This window comes from Actinoplanes italicus (assembly GCF_003001815.1).
Taxonomy (GTDB): Bacteria; Actinomycetota; Actinomycetes; order Mycobacteriales; family Micromonosporaceae; genus Actinoplanes; species Actinoplanes italicus.
This window is the reverse complement of sequence record NZ_PVMZ01000003.1, coordinates 209935-230133: the sequence shown is the minus strand read 5'-3', so window position 1 is coordinate 230133 and position 20199 is coordinate 209935. Positions and strand designations below refer to the sequence as shown.

The window sequence follows — 20199 nt, the reverse complement described above, 5'->3', positions numbered from 1 at the left end:
GCTACCACCACCCCCGCCCACGCCTGCGCGACCAGCCGCCACCGTCGCTGTCGCCGCCTCCGTTGTAGCTGTCACCCCGGGACCGGCCATCCTCGGAGTCGGTGTAGTCGACCCAGCCGCGCGCCTTGCACCACTTCACGAACGCTGCACCACTGGCCTTCCAGCCCTTTCCCCCGGTCAGCGCGTTCTTGGCCAGCGATCCGGTCGCTTTGCGTACCCCGGCGGTCTCCGAGTCCTCGGCGTAGCCGCTGATCTGCTTCGCCAGGTCGATACGCGCGGAAGCCGTCATCGTGGCCCGGTAGCCGCTGCTGAACGTGTCACACGCGATCCCGGCGTACACGTCGGCCGTGGGCACCACTCGGATCGGCGTCGGCTTCGAGCTCGGACTTGGACTCGGGGAGCTGCTCAGGCTCCTCGGCTCGTCCTCGTCGTCGGTGCCGCAGCTGCAGAAGGCGCAAAGGCCCAGTAGTACGACGGCCAGGAGAACCAAGCCGGGCACGGAGGGTTTGTGCTTCTGGGGAGGCACGGTCAGCCCACGCAGGTGTTGTAGGCCTTCTTGTAGCCCTTGTCGGCCGCGGCCTCGCCTGTCACCACGCGGTACGGCTTGCCGCCGAACCCGTAGCCGCCCGGCGCTCCGGTGCTGGCGTCGACCTGGAACAGCACCCCGCCGTCCTGGCACTCGAAGAAGCCCACGGCCACGACCTGACCACGCGTGCTGAGGCACCCGGCGAGGGCCTTCTTCTCGTCGACGGTCTTGCCCGGGATGAACACCTCCGAGCAGGCCGGTAGCGCCGGGGCGCTCGGTAGCGACGTTTCGGCCACCACCGGGGATTGGCCTTCGGTGTGTGCGGCTGGAGCTGGGCTGGAGCAGCCGGCCAACGCGATCGCGCTGGCCAACATGACGTGACGTGCCTTCATTGATCATTCCCTCTACGGATGGCAAATGGGGCGCACGGTACGACCCGCCAGCCAAGGGCTGACGGACACACAGTCCGCGGACAAGGTGCCGCCGATGACACCCAGGAGTACCCATGCGTCACACCCGTCGCCGTGCCCTGAGCCTGCTCTCCGGAATCGAGCTGACGCCACGACCGCCTCGGGGCGGCTGGCACCGCAACGATCCGGGCGACGGCGGAGGGGACGGGTCCGCCGGTGGCGGCCCTGCAGGTGGCGGCGAGAACGACGACGCCGGTGACGACAAGACCGGCGACGGCGACAAGAAGCCGAAGCTGGACGACGGCGAGTTCGACAAGGAACGCGCCGCTCGCGCCCTCGGTTCCGCCCGCGAGGCCGAGCGAAAGGCCAAGCAGGCGGCCAAGGACAGCAGCGACAAGCTGGCCAGCGTCCTCAAGGCGCTCGGCATCGGCTCCGACGGCAAGGCCGACCCGGAGACCCAGGTCAAGCAGCTGACCGACCGCGCAACCGCGGCCGAGCAGCGCGCTGAAGCCCTGGCCGTGCAGCTGGCCGTCCGGGACGCGGCAACCAAGCACTCGGCCCACGCCGCCGAGCTGCTCGACAGCACCAAGTTCCTCGACCAGCTCAAGAAGCTGGACGTCACCGCTGACGACTACGCCGACAAGGTCGGCGACCTGGTCAAAAAAGCGGTCAAAGACAACCCCGCTCGATACGGAACCACCGGCGCCAAGGGCGGCGGCACGAGGTCCGGCAGCAGCGACCACACCGGCGGCGGACACGGCCCCGCCCGATCCGCCAACCTCCAATCCGCCGTCGCCAAGAAGATGGCCGGCTGAAAGGGGCGATCATGCCCACTTCGCTGCTTGAGGCGAAGAACAACACCAACGACGACGTCGACCTCACCGTCATCGACGAGTTCCGCAAGGAATCGCCGATCCTGGACGCGCTCGTCTTCGACGACGCCGTCAACCCCAGCGGTGGCGGTGGCACCCTCGACTACGGCTACCGGCGGCTCATCACGCAGCCGACCGCGGACACCCGTGCCTACAACACGGAGTACACGCCGACCGAGGTCAAGACCCAGAAGTACACCACCACCCTCGCGGTGATGGGTGGCTCGTTCGGCATCGACCGGGTGCTGGCCCGCCTCGGTGCGGCCGCGTCCGGCGCGGTCACACTGAACATGCAGCAGAAGATCAAGGCGACCCGGACCAAGTTCCAGGACGTCGTGATCAACGGGGACACTGCGGTCGACGCCAACTCCTTCGACGGCCTCAACAAGGCCCTCGCCGGGTCCACCACCGAGTACCTGCCGATCAACTACGGCATCACCTCGGGCTACCTGGACTGGACCGACTTCGACACCGACACCCGCAGCCACTTCAAGGCTCAGGACCGGATCGACGAGTGGCTGTCCCTGCTCGACGGCACCCCGACCCTGATCCTCGGCAACAAGTGGGCGCTGGCCCGGATCCGGGCCATGGCACGCCGGTCCGGGATGTACACCGCCGACCCGATGGACGGCCTGATGGGCCCGAACGGCCGGCCGATCGTCCGCGAGTCGTACGGCGGCATCGTGTTCTTCGACCCGGGCGAGAAGGCCGGCACGAGCGACCCGATCATCCCGCTCGTCACGCGTGACGCGGACGGCGCCGGTGGTGGCGGCAACATCGCCAACCTGACCGACCTGTACGCGGTCCGGATCGGCATGGACGGCTTCCACGGCGTCACCACCACCGACGGCCAGCTGGTCCGCTCGTGGCTGCCGGACTTCAACTCGTCCGGCGCGGTGAAGACCGGTGAGGTCGAGCTCGGCCCGGTCGGCGTCGCTCTCAAGGCGACCCGCGCGGCCGCGGTGCTCCGGAACATCAAGGTCCGGTGAGGAGCGACATGAGGACGTACACCGTCACTGCCCCCGTCCCGGACTACACCGGCGAGGTCGCTGGTGTGCCACTGGTCAGGGGCATTTACGAGGGTCCGCTGACCGCTTCGGCGCTGGCGTACTTCCAGGGCGCTGGCTACAGCGTCATCCCGGACGAGGACGAGGACCTGGCCGTCGAGCCAGCCCACTCCGAGGAGCCGCCGCCGTTCGATCCGCCGCCGGGTGCCCCGTCTCGGGGCGCGTCGAAGGCCGACTGGAAGGCCTTCGCGATGAACGACGCGCCGGAGGGTCTCCGCCTCACCGAGGAGCAGGCCGAGGCGCTCACCCGTGACCAGCTGGCCGAGAAGTTCCTCGGCAAGAAGGAGGACTCATGAGCGAGCAGCTCGGCGGCTACCGCCGCAACGTCCGTGACCTGCTGGAGTGGGCGAACGCCAGCGACCCGGCCAGCCCGGAGACGTTCGCCCGGCGCAACCTGCCGCGGATCGGCCTGTACGACAGCGCCGGTGACACCGGCCAGGTCGCACTCGCCACCGGTGTCATGACGTCGGTGCCGATCTTCCTGCGGGCCGGCGACATCATCACGAACATCTCGGTGCGGTCGGGTGCGACCGCGGCCGGTACGCCGACGAACTACTGGTTCGCGTTGTACGACGACAGCGCGGTTCCGGCGCTGCTGGGGCAGACCGGGGACCAGACCAGCACGGCGTGGGCGGCGAACACGACGAAGACGTTGGCGCTGGCGAGCCCGGTGACGGTGCCGCGGACTGGCATCTACTACGTCGGGATCATGGTCACCGCGACGACGCCGCCGACGCTGCTGGGTTCGGTGGCGGCTCCGGCGATCGTGACCGGCGAGCGGGCGTTGTCGCAGTCGTCGGGTTCGTCGCTGACGGCCTCGGCGCCGCTGACGATCACGAGCACGACGGCGAAGCAGTTCGTGCCGTACGTCGTCCTCACCTGATCTCGGTGCGGGCTCGGGTTTCCGGCTGTTCCCCGGGCCCGCACCGTTCCATCTCACGCCCTGGAGGGGCTGATGCACGAGAACATCGGCGACGACCGGCCCATCCGGGTGTGTGATCGCTGTGGACTGATCGACGACCACCCTCGGCACACGGTCGGTGCCGATCCGGACCGCGATGACCGGCCGAGCCAGGCGGTTATCGCGATCGTCCTGGGCAGCGACCACCCGGCGGAGGTGAAGGCGCTGGCGATCGACCAGCTGAACGAGCCGGGGCTGTACCTGCACATGGACTGCTGCCGTGAGGCGGGCTGCCCGACGGGTCTGTGTGGGCCGCAGACGGCGGGGGCTGAGGAGCTGCGCGGCGGGGACCTGCTGGCGCACCTGGAGGCGAAGGGGGCCGAGAAGTGACGACAGGCCTGAGCACGACGCACGCGGACGCGATCCTGAATGTCCGCCGGGGGACGACGTGGACGGCGTACACCCCGCACCTGAAGGTTCACACCGGTGATCCGGGCGCGGCGGGGACGGCCAACGCGTCGGCGGAGACGACGCGGAAGCCGGTGACGTATGCGGCGCCGTCCACGGTGAGCACGAACCGGTCGATGACCGGTACGGCGGTCTCCTGGACGTCGTGGTCGGCAGGTACGGAGACGATCTCCCACGTCAGCGAATGGGATGCCCTGACCTCTGGGAACTTCCAGATTTCGGGGCCGCTGGGGGCGAACAAGACGGTGGCAAACGGGGATACGCTGTCGATCACGCCGACGGCGACGCAGGGCGGGCTGGCGGCCTGACGTGCTCGGGACGATTGTTCTGACGCCGGGGGCGGCGACGCTCCCGGACGGGTCTGCCAGCAACCTGGCGCCGGGCATGAGCGTGACGAAGTCGTCGGCAACCGCGCCGGGTGTCTACACGCTCAAGCTGCTTTTCGACGCCAGCAGCGAAGAGTGGTGTGTCTGGCAGTTTCGGATGCCGGACGACTACGCGTCGACGCCGGTCGCGAAGCTGCAATGGCTGGCCGCGAGCGCCACGAGCGGTGCGGTGGTCTGGGACGTGCGGATCTCCGCGACCAGCCCCGGCGACTCGACGGATGTGGACGCCCAGGACTTCGGGTCGGCGAACACCGGGACGACGACGGTGCCGGGAACGGCCGGGTACCTCGCCGAGACCAGCATCACGCTGACCAACGCGGACTCGTTGGCGGCCGGGGACCTGGTGGTGGTGCGGGTGGCTCGGGCAGCAGCTGACGGCTCCGACACGGCCACTGGCGACGCCGAACTTCTGGCGGTGGGGCTCAGCTACACCACAAGCTAGGGGGCCTGAGTGGCACGGACATTCTCCAACGGAGAGGTCATTCTGACCGCCGGAACGTTCGGGTTCACCGACGGGTTCGCTGCGGCCATCATGGTGCGCTTCACATCGACCTCCGGCACCCAATATCCGTACTCCTCCGCCGGCGCATCTGATCAGGCCGTCAACATCCGGATTGCGGGCGGGGGTGCATTCACCGCCCGCATCAACGCTTTCGACAGGTCCCCAAGCTCTGCCATCACGCTGGCCATCAACACCTGGTACCTGTTGGTTGTCAGCAAGACGGCGGGCAATACACCAGCTCGGTTCCACGCGCTCAACATGAGTACAGGCGTATGGACACGTTCAAACTCGGTGTCCTTCACGATCACGCCGATGGCGATCACAGGCCTAGGGCTGGGGGACTGGGTTTCGGGTGTAGCACGCCTAGTTGGGGACATGGAGTGTGCTGCCGCTTGGACCCGCGCGCTCTCTGACGACGAGGTATCGACGCTTGCGGCCTCACTGGGGGCCTGGCTATGTACCGGTCCGGCTGGGTTTTGGGTACTTGACCAGGCGGCCGTTTCTATTCCTGTACGCGACTGGACCGGTGGTGGCGCGAACCAGGTTTCGACGGTCGGGACCTCCGTCTCGGCTAACTCGGTCCCGATCGGCTACGGCCATCCGATCGGCCCGCCCACCAGGGCGTCCGGCGCGGAGCATCTGTTCCGTAACCAGACCCCGGCGGTTATCAACGCGTCCGACGGCACGCCTGGCATCACCGTCGCTACGACGATGCGGTTCGCCGCTGACGGTCAGGTCACCGCGATCCGCTGGTTCGCCACCACCACCGTCTCCGGCGTCTACACCGTCGCCCTCTGGTCCGTAGACACCAGCGACCCCGGCACCGGCACGCTGCTCGCCAGCGCCACCATGGGCAGCGCCCCGAACCCGGGCACGTGGAACACGGTTCCGATCGGCCCGGTCTCCGTCACCGCCGGAACCGCGTACCGGGCCAGCGTGTTCTCCGGTGACGGCCGGTACGTCGCCACCACCAGTTTCTTCGGCAGCGACCTGGTCAACGGCAACATCACCGCCGACGCCGACGGAGACACCGTCGCCGGGAAAACCATCTCCCAGGGCACGTTCCGGATCAACGCGTCGGCGGGCTACCCGAACAGCCCCGGCAGCCAGACCAACTACTTCGTCGACGTCGACTACACCGCCGGGGCGGGCGGCCCGGTCACCCACAACGCCGACGCCACGCTGGCAGCCACCGGCACCCTGTCCGGGGCGGCGACCCGCGACACCAGCACCACCGCCACCCTGGCCGCCAACGGCACCCTCACAGGCACCGCTACCAAGACCACCAGCGGCACAGCCGCCCTGGCGGCGACCGGCACTCTGGCGGCAACCGGCGTCCGCACCCAGGACGCCACAGCCACCCTCGCCGCAACCGGCGGCCTCTCCGGCACCGGACTCCGCACCACCGACACCACGGCCACACTCGCCGCCACCGGAGCACTCACCGGCACCGCCGCCCGCACCCAGGCCACCACGGCGGCCCTGGCCGGGCTCGGCGAGCTCACCGCCACCGGCACCACCGGCGGCGACCAGACCGCCACCCTCACCGCCACCGGCAGCCTCACCGCCGCCGGCGAACGCACCGCAGCCACGACCGGCACCCTGAGCGCCACGGGGGCACTCACAGCCACCGGCACCACCACTCGCCTCGGCACGGCGGTTCTGTCCGCCACCGGGACACTCACCGCGGCAGGCGACGTCACACCACCAGGCGTCGAAACCGCAACACTCTCCGGCACCGGCGCACTCAGCGCCACGGCAGTGCGCACTGCCGTCGACACCGGCCTCCTCGCCGCTGTTGGTGCCCTCACCGGCACCGTCGCCCGCGCCACCTCGGCCATGGCGACCCTTGCTGGTCTCGGCAGCCTGACTGCCACGGCGATCATCGTTCCGCCTGACGGGGCCACCTCCGCGCCCACCAGCGCGCTCCGCACCACCACGAGGCCAACCGTCCTGGCGACGGTCTCCCGGCCGCTGGTTCTCCGCACTGGCCGACCACCCACCTGACCGCCTGGAGGCGCCCGTGCCCAGATACCTGCTCGGCCAGGGCGTCAACCTGGAGCACACCGTCTACGACCGGGACGGCGCCCTGGCCGCCGCGACCGTGGTGTTCACTGCCACGCCCACCGTCGGCAGCCCGGTCATCCCATCCGTCGCCTCGCCGAGCCTCGGCATCTACCGGGCCGCCACCTTCGAACCCACAGACCTCGGCCAGTGGACCTACAAGGTGGCCGTCACCGGCCCCGTCACCGACGCCCGCTTCGGCGCCTTCCAAGTCGTCGACGGCTCCACCCTGGCGGTCCCGCCGACCGGCGCGTACGCGTCCCAAGCCGACCTGTCGGACATCCTGTCCCCGCTGCCCGACAACGCCGACCAGCTGCTCATCCGCGCCGCCCGGGAGATCGACCGGGCACTCCTCGCCGCCGTCTACGACATCACCGACCCGGTGTACGTCGAGGCGCTGCGGCAGGCCTCGCTCGAGCAGATCGCAGGCAACGCCCAGGACGGCGACTCCACTGGGCTCGGCGGCATCCTCACCACGATCACCAGCTTCACGATCGGCAAGCTCCAGGGCACCAAGGCCGCGACGCCCACCAGCCCGGTCCCGCGCACCAACGGGCTCGTCGACCAGGCCTGGCTCACCCTGCAGGCCGCCGGCCTCACCGGTGGCCAGCCCGGCGAACCGTGGGGGTACTGCTGGTGACCTGGGAAGAGTTCCTCGCCTCCGTCGGCCTCACCCCGCACACCGTCACCGTTCAGGCCTGGACCGGCTCTGGCGCCTACGGCGACACCTTCGCGGCCGCCACCAGCCTCAGCCCCTGCTACATCGAGGACGTCCGCCGTGCCGTGACCGTGCAGACCGTCGACGCCTACGGCAGCGAGCACCTGAGCAGCACCACGGTGTTCGCCCCGCTCGACCCGGAGATCAAGCCGGGGTCGCTCGTCACCGTCCCCTGGCGGTCCCGGCCAGCCCGCGTGCTCGCCGCCGCCCGGCTGACCGCCCCCGGCCTCGCTCTTCCCGAGCACCAAGAGATCAACCTGGAGTAGCCGTGGACCGTGAGGCAAGCGACGGGTACCGGCTCGCATGGGACGACGACCGCATCCTCGCCGCCATCCGCGGCGCCTCCATGGAAGGCCTCGAACTCGCCGCCGAACACCTGCTCCAGGCGTCCTCCGTCCTCGTGCCGCTCGAAGAGGGCGACCTGGAGCGGTCCGGCGAAGTGTCCACCGATGCCGACGACCAGGCCGCCGCCGTCTCCTACGACCGCCCCTACGCCGTCCGTCAGCACGAGGAACTCACCTGGCGCCACGACGCAGGACGGCAGGCGAAATACCTCGAGCAGCCCATGACCGAGGAACGCGACACGATGCTGCAGCTGCTCGCCGGCCCGCCCCGCGACCTACTCGGAGGCTGACATGGCGATCGGCGACGGCTTCACCAGCCGGCTACTCGGCGGCCTTGCCGAACACCTCCAGGACGCGGGCATCGGCACCTGGGATCCCACCGGCGCCGCCTACTCGAGCAACGCGACGGCGATCGTGATCCGGGACATCCCCGCCCAGCCGGACCGGCTCATCACGCTCGCTGCGTACCCGCTCGGCACGAACCTGCCGGGCATGGCCGACCACCGGCTCGGCGTGCAGATCCGGCTGAGGGCCGGCCAGGACCCACGCGACTGCGACGACCTCGCCGACCAGATTTTCGACCTGCTCGACGGCGCATCCGGGCTCACCTGGGGAGGCATCCCCGTCAAGGACATCGTCCGCTCCTCGTACACGTCGATGGGCCGCGACGGCTCCCGGCGCTGGGAGCGGTCGGAGAACTACCACGTGGACGCCATGCGTCCGACCAGCAACAACACCGACTAGGAGGTCCGCATGGCCACCACACCCAGCACCCGCGTCACCGTCCTCGCCCGCAAGTACCGCATCGACCTGGACACCGCCACGTTCCCCGCCAGCAGCTACTTCCAGCTGATGGGTGTGGAAGAGGCGAAGCTGACGGAGACGCTGCGCACGGAAGACGACGAGGCGTACGAGGACGGTGGCGCCGCCCGCGACGCGGTCACCGGCTACAGCTGGCAGATCGAGGGCAAGATCGCCTTCTCGACGAACGCGGCCGGATCGGCTGTCGACACGCAGCACGCCTTCCTCCGGACCAAGTACAAGGCCCTCCGATCCGCGAGCGCCCAGGCCTCGGAGTTCGGGGTGCGGTTCTACAACCGCGACGGCCTCGACGACGGGCACAGCTCCGAGGGCCGCGCGTACGTCAAGGAGTGGAAGCAGTCCGGCGGCAAGGGCCGCGAGGTCATCGACTTCGTCCTCATGGGACAGGGGCCGCTCGCCGACATCGCCAATCCGCTCGCCTCCGCGCTCCCGGCCATCACCAGCCTGTCCCCGGCCGCGGCCGGAACCGCCGCGGGTGGCCTGATCCAGATCTTCGGCCAGAAGTTCACCGGCGCCACCGCGGTGACCTTCGGCGGCGTCGCCGCAACCACATTCGTCGTGAACAACGACGGGCTGATCACCGCGCAGAAGCCCGCGCTCACCGCCGGCACCCGGGACGCCGTGGTCACGACACCGGCCGGCGCCAGCCCGAACACCGCCGCCGACGACCTGGTGATCAGCTGACGTGGCATTCGAGGAACTCACCAACTACCTCGTCGCCGAGCCACTGAAGCTGCCCGTCAAAGGCCGGACGTACGAGGTCCCGCCCGCGTCGGCGGAACTCGGCCTGTGGTGCCGCTCCATCTACTCGGCTGGCGTCGCCGAGGACGAGGACGAGGAGCGCGAGGCGAGGGCCCTGGCGCCGAAGCTGCCGGGAAGCATGACGCTCTCGCAGCGGGTCCTCGGCCCGGTCTGGGACGCCATGGTGCGTGACGGTGTCGAGGACGAGTACATCGAGTTCTGCGGCAGCACGGCGTTCATCTGGATCGTCCGGGGCGAGGAAGCCGCCGAGCTGTTCTGGAAGTCCGCTGGGGACCCGGGAAAACTGCAGAGCCCGGCGAACCGCCAGGAGCGTCGGGCAGCGGAGAGGACTGGCGCGACCAGTACGGGCGGGGCCAGCGAGACCCCGTCACCGGGCTCTACGAGTGGTACGAGATCCCGCCGGAAGTCCAGGCGCGGGAGTCGGCCCCGGTAACCACCTGGGCCGACCTGCTCGTGCACTGGGCCGCGATCGAGGCCGACCTGCATTCGGAGTATGGCATCGACGTCGAGGACCCGGGGCTGATGGCGTCCCGGTCCTGGCGCTGGCTCCAGACCCGGATCGTCGGCCTGCTCAGCATGCCCAAATCCAGGCTGTCTCTCGCGATGAAACCCCCACCTGAGCACGAGCCCGTGCCCGACGAGTAGGAGGCCGGGATGGCGCTGAAGCTGGGCGAGCTTGTCGCCATCCTGAAGACCGACGACCGGCCCTTGGAGAAAGGGTTGGGCGACGGCAGGCGCAAGGTTCGTGCGGCTGGGCAGGCGATGCAGGCCGACGCCGCGACCACGGCGGCCGGGATCGCCCGTAACTGGGGCTCTGCTGGTGCCCGGGGTGCGGACGCGTTCACCCGCGACGCCGGCGGGCGGCTCCGGGACACGAAGGGCCGGTTCGTCACCGCTGCCGAGCAGGCTGCGATCGAAGCGGCGATCGCCATGGGCCGTGCCGGCCGGGAGGGCGGCGAGGGCTTCACCCGGGACGCGAACGGCCGGCTACGTGACGGCCGGGGCAAGTTCGTCAGCGAAGGCCGCAACCTGGGTGGTGCGGCTGCCGAAGGCATCGGCGGTGGGATCCGGGGCGGGTTCGGCGTCGTCAGCGGCGCGATGTCGTCGTTGATGGGTGTGATCGCACAGTCCGGCGGGCCGATCATCCAGACGCTGGCGTGGTTCGCTGCTCTCGGTGCGGCGGCGGCCAGCTCGGCTTCCGCGATCGGTGTCCTCGGTGGTGCGCTCGGTTCGCTGCCCGGCCTGATCGGCGGCCTCGGTGCCCTCACCGGCGTCCTCGGGCTCGGGTTCATGGGGCTCGACGACGCCTTCAAGAAGGTCGGCGGTGGGGGCGGATCCGGTGCGGCGATGGTCGACCGGGCTTACCAGATCGCCCAGGCCGAGCGCCGGGTCCGGGACGCGAACGAAGAGGTCACGGCCAGCCAAGAGAACCTGACTCGCGCCCGTGTCCGTGCCAAGGAGGCACAGGAAGACTTGGCCCGCGCGGAACGGCGTGCGGCCGAGAACCTTCAAGATCTCAGCCGGGATCTGGCCGGGGCGAAGCTCTCCCAGGAGTCAGCTGCGCTCCGCGTGACGGAAGCTGAGGTCGCCTACCAGGAAGCGCTGCGCCGTCCGTGGGAGCCGCTCGCCATCCAGCGCGCCGAGCTCGCGCTCCGGGAGGCTCAGCACGCGGCCGAGGAGTCCAAGGACCGCGTCGAGGACCTGGGCGAGGAGCACGCTGAGGCGGCCAAGAAAGGTATCAAGGGCAGCGACGAGGTCAAGGCCGCGCAGGAGCGGCACCGGGCCGCTGTCGACGAGGTGGCGGCTGCCCGTAAGCGGGAACGTGCCGCGGTCGAGGGTGTCGCGGATGCCGAGCATGCGCTGCAGCAGGCACGCAAGCCCGTCGGTGGTGGCGGGGGCGGTGGCGCGGGTCAGGAGATCACAAAGCTCGCGCCGGCTGCTCAGGCCGCCGTTGACGCGATCAAGCGGCTCAAGCCCGCCTTTGAGGATCTTCGTCTGGCCGTTCAGGAGCGGCTGTTCAAGGGCGTGGGTGACCGGATTACCTCGGTCGCTGAGAAGTGGAAGGGCACGCTCAAGTCGCGGCTGACCTCCATGGCCGGCATGGTGAACGGGCTGTTTCACAACCTCGGCGAATCGGTCTCTAAGAAGTCGTTCATCAAGAACATGGATGCCGGGATGGCGTCCTTTGAGCGCATGATCGGCCGGATCGGTGAGGCCATCACGGGCCCGTTCATGGACGCCTGGGGGCGGCTCTCCGCGAAGGCGGGGCCCTTCATGGAGCGTTTCGGTGTACGGCTGGCCAACACCGTCGAGAAGTTCTCGGAATGGATCCGCAAGGCGGACGAGTCCGGCGCGCTGAAGAAGTTCTTCGAGGACAGCGCCGAGACGATGGAGAAGATCTGGGTCGTCGGTGAGGACATCGTCGAGGTCGTCGGGAAATTCCTGGCCATCATTTTCCCGGACGCCAAGGGTGCCACGGATTCGGTGCTCGACGGGGCGCACGTCACCCTGGAGCGGATCTCCGCGTGGCTGGACCGGCCGGAGAACCAGCAGAAGATCAAGGACATCATCGAGCAGGTCAAATCCTTGGTCAGGTGGTTCGAAAAGGCCGGTGAAAAGGTCGGCAGCTGGTACAACACGGCCAAGACCACCTATGACCGGATCAAGGCTGGTGGAAACGCCTTGATCACCTGGGTGCGCGGGCTCCCTGGCCGGATCTCTTCCGCCGCGTCGGGCATGTGGAACGGGCTCAAGGAGAGCTTCAAGGGGGCCGTGAACTGGGTGATCGCGAGGTGGAACAACCTCTCCTTCAGCCTGCCCTCCGTCAGCACGCCGTTCGGTGTCATCGGCGGCGCCCGCATGGACACCCCCAACATCCCGTACCTCGCCCAGGGCGGCATCGTGCCGGCCACCCCCGGCGGCCGGCTCGTCGGCGTCGCTGAGGGCGGCGAGGACGAGGCCGTCATCCCGCTCAGCAAGCTTCGGGACCTAATGGGCCGCACCGTGCTGGAACTCCGCTCGTCCGGCGCCGCCATCGACGACCTACTCGTCGAGATCCTGCGCGGCGCGATCAAGTGGCGCGGCGGCGACGTCCAGGTCGTCCTCGGCCAGTAACAGGGGAGGCGCTCGTGGCCGACTTCGGTGCCCAGATCCAGATCGACGGGGACTGGATTGACGTCTCCGTCCTCACCTCCGACCCGGCCCGGATCACCGGCGGCCGGCAGAAAAACGCGGTGGTCGGTGATCCGACCCGGTGCTCGTTGACGCTGCGCAACGACGACGGCGACCTCAGCTCCCGGAACCCGAGGTCGCCGTACTTCGGCTACCTCGGCCGGTCCACGCCGATGCGCGCGTGGGCGCGAGACGACACTCACCTGTGGATCAGCGTCTCCGGTGACATCGCCTCGACCCCGGACGCCGCGGCCCTGGATATCACCGGGGACCTGGACGTGCGGATCGACGTGGAGCCGCTGACCTGGGACCTCGACTCCATCCTCAGCCTGTGCGGGAAGTACAACACCACCGGGAACCAGCGGTCGTGGGCGCTGTGGATGCGCTACCTCGCCCCTACCTTCCGCTGGTCGCCGGACGGCACGCTGGCGTCGGCGATCACGGTCGAGGCGACGGAGAACATCGTCCCGGCTGGGTCCGGGCGGTGCGCGATCCGCGTGACCTTGGACGTCAACAACGGCAGCGGCGGCTGGACCGTGGTGTTCTACACCTCCGACACGATCGGCGGCACGTGGACGCAGCTCGGCGATCCCGTCACCGGTGTCGGGGTCACGAGCGTGTACTCCGGGACTGCGCCGCTGCGGGTGGGCTACAACGACCTGGCCTCGGCGGACGGGACCGGCCGCTATCACGCGATGCAGCTGCGTAACGGCATCGCTGGCTCGGTGGTGGCCAACCCGGACTTCACGGCCCAGACGCCCGGGGCGACGTCGTTCGCGGACTCCACCGGCAAGACCTGGACGCTCACCGGTGCCGAGCTCCGCAACTTCGACGTCCGCGTCTGCGGCGAGGTCGCCGACTGGCCCGTCCGCTGGGTCACCTCCGGCCGGCGCAAAACCGCGCCGGTGGAAATCGGCGGCTGGCTGCGCCGCCTGCAACAGCCGTCCGAGCCGCTCCGGTCCCCGCTCTACCGCGAGGCCACCGCCGCGGCGAACCTGCCGCTGATGGTCGGCTACTGGCCCTGCGAGGACGGCTCCGACGCCACCAGCATCGCCTCCGCCCTCGCCGGCGGCACCGCCATGACCATCACCGGAGAGCCGGACCTCGGCTCGTCCGAAGCCATCCCCGGCAGCGCCCCGCTACTCGGGTTCACGTACGGCACGACGCTGACCGGCAAGCCGAACACCCACACCGGCACCGGCGTGATCGCGATGCGGATGGTCGCCGACGCCCCTGCCACCGGTTGGCTCGCCGACGCCGTCCTTGCCGAGGTCCGGGCTGTCGCCGGATCCGCCACGCGGTGGGTTCTCGAGGTCAGCAGCACGGGCCAGCTGCGGCTGCGTGGCCTGGACTCCACCGATACGGAGATCGCCGACACCCTCTACATCAACTTCGACGTGCTCGGCCGCCGTCAGATGATCGGCTGGCAGCTCACCCAGACCGGCAGCGACATCTACTGGCAGGTCTTCGTCCGGCGTATCAACGCCGACCTGACGGTGACCGAGCTTGGGCTCGACGGGACCTTCAGCTCCCGGACGGTGGGCCGGTCCTCGCAGGTTCGGATTTCCCCGAAGGGCGAGCTGGAGGGCGGAGGTGCCGGGCACGTCATGCTCGGCACCTCCGCCACCCTGGCCGCGGGCATCGACACGGCGATCGTCGGCAACGACGGCGAAACCGCCGGCCGGCGCCTGCTTCGTCTCGGCGAGGAGCTCGGCATCCCGGTCCGGATCATCGGCGACCCGGACAACACCGAGCGGATGGGCCCGCAGCAGCCCGGCAAGGCGCTTGAGCTGTTCACCTCGTGCGCGGCCGTCGACCGCGGCCTGCTCGGCGAGGCCCGCGACGCGATGATGCTCGAGTACCGGACCAGGTACAGCCTCTACAACCAGGTGCCGCGGGCAACGCTGGAGTACGGGCAAGAGGGCGAGTCCCCGCACCTGGAACCCGACGAGCCGACCGAGGACGTTGTCAACGATTACACCGCCGAACGTCGGGCGGGCAGTAGCTACCAGGCGACGGCGACGGCCGGCAGGCTCAGCATCCAGGAACACCCCGTCGGCGTCGGCCGGCGGCCCGGCAGCGACACCCTGGACCTCGAGACCGACGACCAACTCCACGACGTCGCCTGGTGGGAGGTCCACCTCGGCACGTGGGACGAGTACCGGTACCCCGTCGTCCGGATCCCGCTGACGCGGCTGGTCGACGCGGGGAAACCGGAGGTGGCGCGGGCGATCGCGGCCGCCGGACCGGGCGACCGGATCGTGATCACCGATCCGCCGGATTGGCTGCCGCCGTCGCCGATCGACCTGCAGGTCCACGGCTGGGCCGAGACGATCCGCCCCCGGCGTCGGGAGATCCAGTTCAACACGGTGCCGCACGGACCGTGGGTGGTCGGCGTGGCGGGTGTGGACCTGGCCGACTCCGACGGCACCACGCTCGTCTCCGGCCTGGCGGTGGTCACCCCCGGCACGTCCCAGGCCGTGAGCGTTGCCGTGGTGGGCACGCCGTGGTCGCTGGCCTCGGTGGTGCCGATGGTGATGTGGGTCCTGCACCCGTCCGGCGCGAAAGCAGAGCGCGTCACCGTGACGGCGGTCAGCGGGGCCACCAGCCCGCAGACGTTCACGCTCACGCGCGGCCTGGACGGCTACACCCTGGCGCACTCTGCTGGCGCCGCTCTCGTGCTTGACCAGCCGTTGCGCTGGGCCCGATAGGAGGACGTCTGTGGCCATCATTCCCGGCCTGCCGGTCACACCGTCCAGCCTGGACGACATCGACGAGCGCATCCCGGCCACGACGGTCAAGACCACCTCGGAGACGAGGACGTCGACGACCACGCTGGCCAACGACGGCGAGCTGTTCGGCATCACCCTCACACCGGGCATCTGGGAAGTCGACATGCTCCTGGCGATGATCGGCGGCGCGGGCGCGATCGCGATCAAGACGCGGTGGAGCTTCACGGGCACGTGGAACGTGCCCGTCCGCTACGTCACGGGCCCGACCGCCGCGAACACGACCGGCCCGAACGGCGCCGTCTCCACCCAGACAGCGCTCTACGCCGCGAACGTCGACGCCGTCTACGGCCTCACGTCGTCGGCGATCTGGCAGGGCGTCCGCGAGCAGTCCCGCTGGGTGGAGGTCACCGTCACCGGGCTCCTGTCCCTGCAATGGGCACCGAACGTCTCCTCGGCCACCTCTGGCGGGCTCCGCCAGAGCTCCACTGTCACCGTCCGCAAGATCTCGTAGGAGCAGCTTCATGTCCAAACTCACCTGGCAGGCCGTGGGCCTGACCGCCGTGATCGGCGCTCTCGGCGTCGCCCTGGCCACGCTGGCCGCGTGGCCGGCCAGTGACGTCATCGCCGTCTGTGCGGTTCTGGCCGGGATCAGCGGCGGAGCGCTCGCCGGCACCGCAGCGGTGAGTGGTGTTCAACAGCAGGTCGCCGCGGTACATGCCGAGACGACCGCGCAGACCGGCACGCTCCAGACGATCGAGCACCGAACGAACGGGGAGCTGGACGCCCGGATCCGCGCCGGCTCGCGTGACGCTGCGGACCAGGTGCTCGCCGAGCTCCGCGAGCAGGGCGTGATCCGATGACCGCCGCAGACGTCGGTGCCCTGCCGCCGGTCGACCTGGTCGAGGTTGCCCCAGACTCGGCCGACCAGGTTGGTCCGCCGCCGCACTGCCCGGGCCACGACGACGAGGACCAGGAGGAGGCCTGAGATGGCGACGCTGCTCGGCTTCACCGTCCCCGCGCCCGGCGCCGCGGTGGCCACGTACTTGGTGCCCGGCACCAGCATCAAGCTGACCCTCGCGCGTGAGGTCGCGCCGCTGCTGCTCGGCCTTGCCAGGGATTTCGACCGTGAGGTGGAGGAGTTGATCCCGGGCCAGTGTGGGGGCTTCAACCCGCGCCGGATCGCCGGTACGTCGTCCTGGTCGCGGCACGCGATCGGTGCCGCGGTGGACCTGAACTGGCTGGTGCACCCGCAGGGGCGGCGGAACACTTTTACCCCGTCGCAGCGGGCCAAGATCCGGGCCATTCTGGGTCGGTACTCGCACAACGGCGTCAAGATCATTCGCTGGGGCGGTGACTACTCCCGCCCCGACGACATGCACTTCGAGATCAACGTGTCGCGCACCGCGGCGATCGCCGCGGCCAAGGCACTGCAGGGCAGCGGTAAGCCGGCCGGCGGACCGAAGCCGGGCAGCCGCACCCTGCGCATCGGCGCGGTCGGCCCGGACGTCGCGTTCCTGCAGCGGTGGGTCGGGGCGAAGGACGACGGCCGGTTCGGCCCGGCCACCCAGGATCGGGTGCGCCGCTACCAGCGGATCGTGGGAGTCCCTGTGACCGGCGTGGTGGACGCGCGCACCTGGGACAAGATCCTCGGCCGGTAGCCCGCTGCATGCCGCCCGGCGCACACTGGCCGCATGGGCGGCGACAAGATCATGAGCCCGGAGCTGTGGCAGTGGGTGAAGGCCCGCGCGGACCGGGACTACGGCGGGGACTGGCGCCCCGTCGCGGTGGAAGCGCTGGAGCGGATGCGGGCTGCGGAGACTTCACCGGACCCGTGGGCCGAGGTGGAGGCCGGCGCCCTCCACCGGGCCCGGAACCGGCCTGATCGGTAGGGCCGGTCTCCCGGCCCCGGCTCTCAGCCCCAGACGACCAGGCCGACCGTGTCGCGGCCGAGCGGGATCTGGCAGGCCCGGTCGTCCTCCGTCTGCTCGAGGCGGGCGGGATCGTGGGCGGCGGTGAAGGTCGGCTCGGTGCGGAGCAGGTGGCGGACGCCGGCGGCGGCCTCGTCGAGGCTGAGGTCGGCCCGGCGGAAGATCTCGACGGTGCGCATCCAGCCCTCGCCGCCCTGGGTCTTCCAGGTGCCGTAGGCCTGGCGGATCTCGGTGGCGGCCTTCTCGGCGGTCATCTCGCGCATCTCGTTCTCCCTCGCTCGTTTGCATCCTCAGCTTAGGCCCAACGTTGGGCCCAACGCTAGGCCTAACTGTCCCGCGAATGGATGACACCACTAGGCCCAACGTTGGGCTAACGTGGAGACCATGAGCGAGCACGACACCACCCGCCTCCAGGACCTCGGCAAACGTCGGCAGCGGCTCGCCGCGCAGATGGCAACCCTCGACGAAGAGCTGAAGCCCGAGATCTTTGCCGCCGCTCAGGCCAAGGTGCCCCAGAAGCTGATCATCGGCTGGACCGGCATGGCACGCGAGAGCGTCCGGCTCGCCAGCATGACCCCCGAACAGCGCGAGGACGAGCGAGCCAAGCGCCGTACTGCCGCGAACCGAAACTGAGAGTCGCCCTCGTCACCAGGCCCAGCGCCTGGTGACGAGGGCGCTTTCGTCGTTTCTGAGTACCGTCGATATCAGCCGAGATCCGCACCCCGCCCACAACCAGGGGAGCACCAATGCCCGCCACCATCGGCGAACCACAGAACATCGGCGCCCAGGTCGCCTACTGGCGCAAACGCCGCGGCCTCAACCAGCGCGCCGCCGCAGGCCTCGCCGGCATGAGCCAGCCGTACCTCAGCCTCATCGAGCGCGGCATCAAACCCGTGAACAACCGCTCCACCCTCGTTGCTCTCGCCCAGGCCCTGAACGTGTCCATCGCCGACCTCACCAGACAGCCGGGCGACCCCACCGACGCCACCAAGGCGGCCGCGGCCGCGCACGTGCCGGCCATCCGGGAGGCTCTGATCCGGCGCGAGGTCGGCGAGCTCGTCGAGCCGCACCACGACGTCCGCGAGCTGATGATCGCGGGCGGGGCGTACGACTTCGCGACCGTCGCCCCGCAGCTGCCGAACATGCTCGGCGGGCTCCGCGGCGGGGACCTGGTCCAGGTCGCGCACGTCGGCGTCTACACCCTCAAGCACCTCGGCTACGCCGATCTCGCCCGGGACGCTGCCCGGCTGGCCGTCCAGGAGGCACGCGAGGTCGGCGACCCGGCCTGGATCGGCATCGCCGAGTTCATCCGCATCCTGGCGATGCCGCCGGAGATGCCCGGTGCCCCGACCCGCCTCGCCCAGCGCATCGCGGACGAGATCCAGCCGCACATCGGCGATCCGGAGGTCCGGCAGGCGTACGGGATGCTCCACCTCCACGCCGCTCTACGCGCTGCTGTGGACCGGCGTGGGGACGTCGCGCACGACCACCTGCGGGAGGCGGAGGAGGCTGCACAGTCGCTCGGTGAACCCGTCGACCTGGGTCTTGCACGGTTTGCGTTCGGGCCGACGAACGCCGGTTTCTGGCGGGTGGCCGTCGAGCTCGAGTTGGGTGAGCCTCGGCGGGCGATCGAGGCCTCGGAGCTGATCGCGCCGGGGCGGATCCCGCTGGCGAACCGGCAGGCCCCCTACTTCGCTGATCTTGGGAATGCCTACGTCCAGACGGGCAGAGACCACGAGGCCATCGCGATGATGCTCCGGAGTGAAGCCGCCGGCCCGCAGTGGTTCCGCCTGCGGCCGACCATCAAGGACTCGGTCGGTTCGATCGTCAGGCGGACCAAGCGGAACGCGCTGACCAAGCAGATGCGTCACGCTGCCGTCGCTGTTGGACTGTCCGACCTGGTCAAGGACTGATAACCGGAAGTCATCAACGCACCCGGTGTGCGCTCGTAGCGTGCCATTCGCGACGGCGCCCAAGGTGTGGGCCGGGAGGTGGCCGTCGCCGCGGCGGTGGGTCTGGCGTCCAGCAGCGCCGGCCCGCCGCCGCCCTAACTCCCGGATCTCGGTGGAGGCGGCCATGGTGGCGCACACGGTCCATCAATCAGTTCTCGGGGTCCTCGGCGATCGGCTGTTGCGGGTGTCGAGCGATCCAGTCCTCGACGTCCTCGATGAGCCACACCTGGACCCCGCCCGGCAGGGTGTCGAAGGGCTCCGGGAAGTTGCGCCGGCGGTCGTTGGTGATCTGCAGGGCGTATTGGCGGGTGACGCTGAGTCGCTTGGCGATGTCACCTGTCGTCCACAGCTTCCGCGCCTTCGCCACGATGATCACCGTAAGCACCACGGCAGTCCACCGTGGACGTTACCAGCGTGTTTACCATCGACAACTGCCCGTGTAGCCTCGATCGCACGGGTAGCGGCCGGCCGGTTGAAAGTGGGCCCGGCTGCGCCGCACCCACTGGCGGTGGGCCTCGCCGCCCACACGGTGAGGCCCACCGCCGTCCCATCCCCGAGCACCCCTCGGAGGAGC

General features: G+C 69.8%; 29 protein-coding genes. 24 read left to right on the top strand and 5 right to left on the bottom strand.

Going from position 1 to position 20199, the window contains the following annotated elements; all coding sequences use genetic code 11:
• Position 1: 1 nt before the first annotated feature.
• Complete coding sequence (locus CLV67_RS08755; RefSeq protein WP_146169019.1) at positions 2 to 499, bottom strand: hypothetical protein; 498 nt, start codon at positions 497 to 499, stop codon at positions 2 to 4.
• 29 nt (positions 500 to 528) lie between these two features.
• Positions 529 to 822 (bottom strand): hypothetical protein, encoded by a 294-nt coding sequence (locus tag CLV67_RS08750; protein WP_146169018.1) that lies wholly within the window; start codon positions 820 to 822, stop codon positions 529 to 531.
• A 209-nt stretch (positions 823 to 1031) separates the two neighbouring features.
• Here CLV67_RS08750 and CLV67_RS08745 point away from each other — a divergent pair, with 209 nt between their 5' ends.
• From CLV67_RS08745 to CLV67_RS08715, 7 genes are all read left to right on the top strand, one after another.
• The gene (locus tag CLV67_RS08745) at positions 1032 to 1751 is read left to right on the top strand and encodes a hypothetical protein (protein ID WP_106316670.1); all 720 of its coding nucleotides are present in this window, start codon (positions 1032 to 1034) and stop codon (positions 1749 to 1751) included.
• 11 nt (positions 1752 to 1762) lie between these two features.
• A complete protein-coding gene (locus tag CLV67_RS08740) occupies positions 1763 to 2797 on the top strand; it encodes a major capsid protein (RefSeq protein ID WP_106316669.1) in 1035 nt (344 codons plus the stop codon).
• An 8-nt stretch (positions 2798 to 2805) separates the two neighbouring features.
• Complete coding sequence (locus CLV67_RS08735) at positions 2806 to 3171, top strand: hypothetical protein (RefSeq protein ID WP_106316668.1); 366 nt, start codon at positions 2806 to 2808, stop codon at positions 3169 to 3171.
• Positions 3168 to 3758 (top strand): hypothetical protein, encoded by a 591-nt coding sequence (locus CLV67_RS08730; RefSeq protein ID WP_106316667.1) that lies wholly within the window; start codon positions 3168 to 3170, stop codon positions 3756 to 3758. Before CLV67_RS08735 ends, CLV67_RS08730 begins: the two co-directional genes overlap by 4 nt.
• A gap of 72 nt (positions 3759 to 3830) precedes the next feature.
• Positions 3831 to 4166 (top strand): hypothetical protein, encoded by a 336-nt coding sequence (locus CLV67_RS08725; RefSeq protein ID WP_106316666.1) that lies wholly within the window; start codon positions 3831 to 3833, stop codon positions 4164 to 4166.
• Complete coding sequence (locus CLV67_RS08720; protein ID WP_106316665.1) at positions 4163 to 4552, top strand: phage tail fiber protein; 390 nt, start codon at positions 4163 to 4165, stop codon at positions 4550 to 4552. The genes CLV67_RS08725 and CLV67_RS08720 overlap by 4 nt, the downstream gene beginning before the upstream one ends.
• Before the next feature lie 76 nt (positions 4553 to 4628).
• Positions 4629 to 5072, top strand: a complete 444-nt coding sequence (locus CLV67_RS08715) for a hypothetical protein (RefSeq protein WP_146169017.1) — start codon at positions 4629 to 4631, stop codon at positions 5070 to 5072.
• A gap of 152 nt (positions 5073 to 5224) precedes the next feature.
• Here CLV67_RS08715 and CLV67_RS51740 read toward each other — a convergent pair whose 3' ends face one another.
• Entirely contained in the window at positions 5225 to 5455 is a 231-nt protein-coding gene (locus CLV67_RS51740) for a hypothetical protein (protein WP_170153786.1), read from the bottom strand.
• Between CLV67_RS51740 and CLV67_RS08710 the strand changes: the two genes are divergently transcribed.
• Genes CLV67_RS08710 through CLV67_RS08645 form a run of 15 tightly spaced genes read left to right on the top strand, consistent with a single transcriptional unit; the run spans position 5391 to position 17634 of the window.
• Positions 5391 to 7139, top strand: a complete 1749-nt coding sequence (locus CLV67_RS08710) for a DUF4082 domain-containing protein (protein WP_307833861.1) — start codon at positions 5391 to 5393, stop codon at positions 7137 to 7139. The two genes, CLV67_RS51740 and CLV67_RS08710, sit on opposite strands and share 65 nt — an antisense overlap.
• A 16-nt stretch (positions 7140 to 7155) precedes the next feature.
• Positions 7156 to 7836, top strand: coding sequence for a hypothetical protein (locus tag CLV67_RS53220; RefSeq protein ID WP_239166252.1), 681 nt, complete (start codon positions 7156 to 7158; stop codon positions 7834 to 7836).
• A complete protein-coding gene (locus CLV67_RS08700; RefSeq protein WP_106317104.1) occupies positions 7833 to 8180 on the top strand; it encodes a hypothetical protein in 348 nt (115 codons plus the stop codon). Before CLV67_RS53220 ends, CLV67_RS08700 begins: the two co-directional genes overlap by 4 nt.
• Before the next feature lie 2 nt (positions 8181 to 8182).
• Positions 8183 to 8548, top strand: a complete 366-nt coding sequence (locus CLV67_RS08695; RefSeq protein ID WP_106316662.1) for a minor capsid protein — start codon at positions 8183 to 8185, stop codon at positions 8546 to 8548.
• 1 nt (position 8549) lies between these two features.
• Positions 8550 to 9002, top strand: a complete 453-nt coding sequence (locus CLV67_RS08690) for a minor capsid protein (protein WP_106316661.1) — start codon at positions 8550 to 8552, stop codon at positions 9000 to 9002.
• A gap of 9 nt (positions 9003 to 9011) precedes the next feature.
• The gene (locus CLV67_RS08685; protein ID WP_106316660.1) at positions 9012 to 9764 is read left to right on the top strand and encodes a phage tail tube protein; all 753 of its coding nucleotides are present in this window, start codon (positions 9012 to 9014) and stop codon (positions 9762 to 9764) included.
• A 1-nt stretch (position 9765) separates the two neighbouring features.
• Entirely contained in the window at positions 9766 to 10275 is a 510-nt protein-coding gene (locus tag CLV67_RS08680) for a DUF7426 family protein (RefSeq protein ID WP_106316659.1), read from the top strand.
• A 20-nt stretch (positions 10276 to 10295) separates the two neighbouring features.
• Positions 10296 to 10487: a hypothetical protein gene (locus tag CLV67_RS08675; RefSeq protein WP_239166251.1), complete on the top strand. Its 192-nt coding sequence runs from the start codon at positions 10296 to 10298 to the stop codon at positions 10485 to 10487.
• A gap of 9 nt (positions 10488 to 10496) precedes the next feature.
• Positions 10497 to 12956, top strand: a complete 2460-nt coding sequence (locus tag CLV67_RS08670) for a hypothetical protein (RefSeq protein WP_106316657.1) — start codon at positions 10497 to 10499, stop codon at positions 12954 to 12956.
• Between the two features lie 14 nt (positions 12957 to 12970).
• On the top strand, positions 12971 to 15724 hold the full coding sequence (locus CLV67_RS08665; protein WP_106316656.1) for a hypothetical protein: 2754 nt from the start codon (positions 12971 to 12973) through the stop codon (positions 15722 to 15724).
• Positions 15725 to 15734: 10 nt separating this feature from the next.
• Positions 15735 to 16256 (top strand): hypothetical protein, encoded by a 522-nt coding sequence (locus CLV67_RS08660; protein WP_106316655.1) that lies wholly within the window; start codon positions 15735 to 15737, stop codon positions 16254 to 16256.
• A 10-nt stretch (positions 16257 to 16266) separates the two neighbouring features.
• Positions 16267 to 16605, top strand: a complete 339-nt coding sequence (locus CLV67_RS08655; protein WP_106316654.1) for a hypothetical protein — start codon at positions 16267 to 16269, stop codon at positions 16603 to 16605.
• Positions 16602 to 16730 (top strand): hypothetical protein, encoded by a 129-nt coding sequence (locus CLV67_RS54185; protein WP_275414896.1) that lies wholly within the window; start codon positions 16602 to 16604, stop codon positions 16728 to 16730. Before CLV67_RS08655 ends, CLV67_RS54185 begins: the two co-directional genes overlap by 4 nt.
• Before the next feature lies 1 nt (position 16731).
• The gene (locus CLV67_RS51735; RefSeq protein WP_170153784.1) at positions 16732 to 17403 is read left to right on the top strand and encodes a M15 family metallopeptidase; all 672 of its coding nucleotides are present in this window, start codon (positions 16732 to 16734) and stop codon (positions 17401 to 17403) included.
• Positions 17404 to 17436: 33 nt separating this feature from the next.
• A complete protein-coding gene (locus tag CLV67_RS08645) occupies positions 17437 to 17634 on the top strand; it encodes a hypothetical protein (protein ID WP_106316653.1) in 198 nt (65 codons plus the stop codon).
• A 23-nt stretch (positions 17635 to 17657) separates the two neighbouring features.
• On the opposite strand, the gene CLV67_RS08640 is transcribed toward CLV67_RS08645, so the two are convergent.
• A complete protein-coding gene (locus CLV67_RS08640) occupies positions 17658 to 17936 on the bottom strand; it encodes a hypothetical protein (RefSeq protein ID WP_106316652.1) in 279 nt (92 codons plus the stop codon).
• Between the two features lie 121 nt (positions 17937 to 18057).
• Between CLV67_RS08640 and CLV67_RS08635 the strand changes: the two genes are divergently transcribed.
• Both CLV67_RS08635 and CLV67_RS08630 read left to right on the top strand, forming a co-directional pair.
• Positions 18058 to 18306 carry a hypothetical protein gene (locus CLV67_RS08635; RefSeq protein ID WP_146169016.1) on the top strand — a complete coding sequence of 83 codons (249 nt, stop codon included), beginning with the start codon at positions 18058 to 18060 and terminating at the stop codon, positions 18304 to 18306.
• A gap of 113 nt (positions 18307 to 18419) precedes the next feature.
• Positions 18420 to 19586, top strand: coding sequence for a helix-turn-helix domain-containing protein (locus tag CLV67_RS08630; RefSeq protein WP_106316650.1), 1167 nt, complete (start codon positions 18420 to 18422; stop codon positions 19584 to 19586).
• A 187-nt stretch (positions 19587 to 19773) separates the two neighbouring features.
• Here CLV67_RS08630 and CLV67_RS08625 read toward each other — a convergent pair whose 3' ends face one another.
• Positions 19774 to 19992, bottom strand: a complete 219-nt coding sequence (locus CLV67_RS08625) for a DNA-binding protein (protein ID WP_239166250.1) — start codon at positions 19990 to 19992, stop codon at positions 19774 to 19776.
• Positions 19993 to 20199 lie beyond the last annotated feature (207 nt).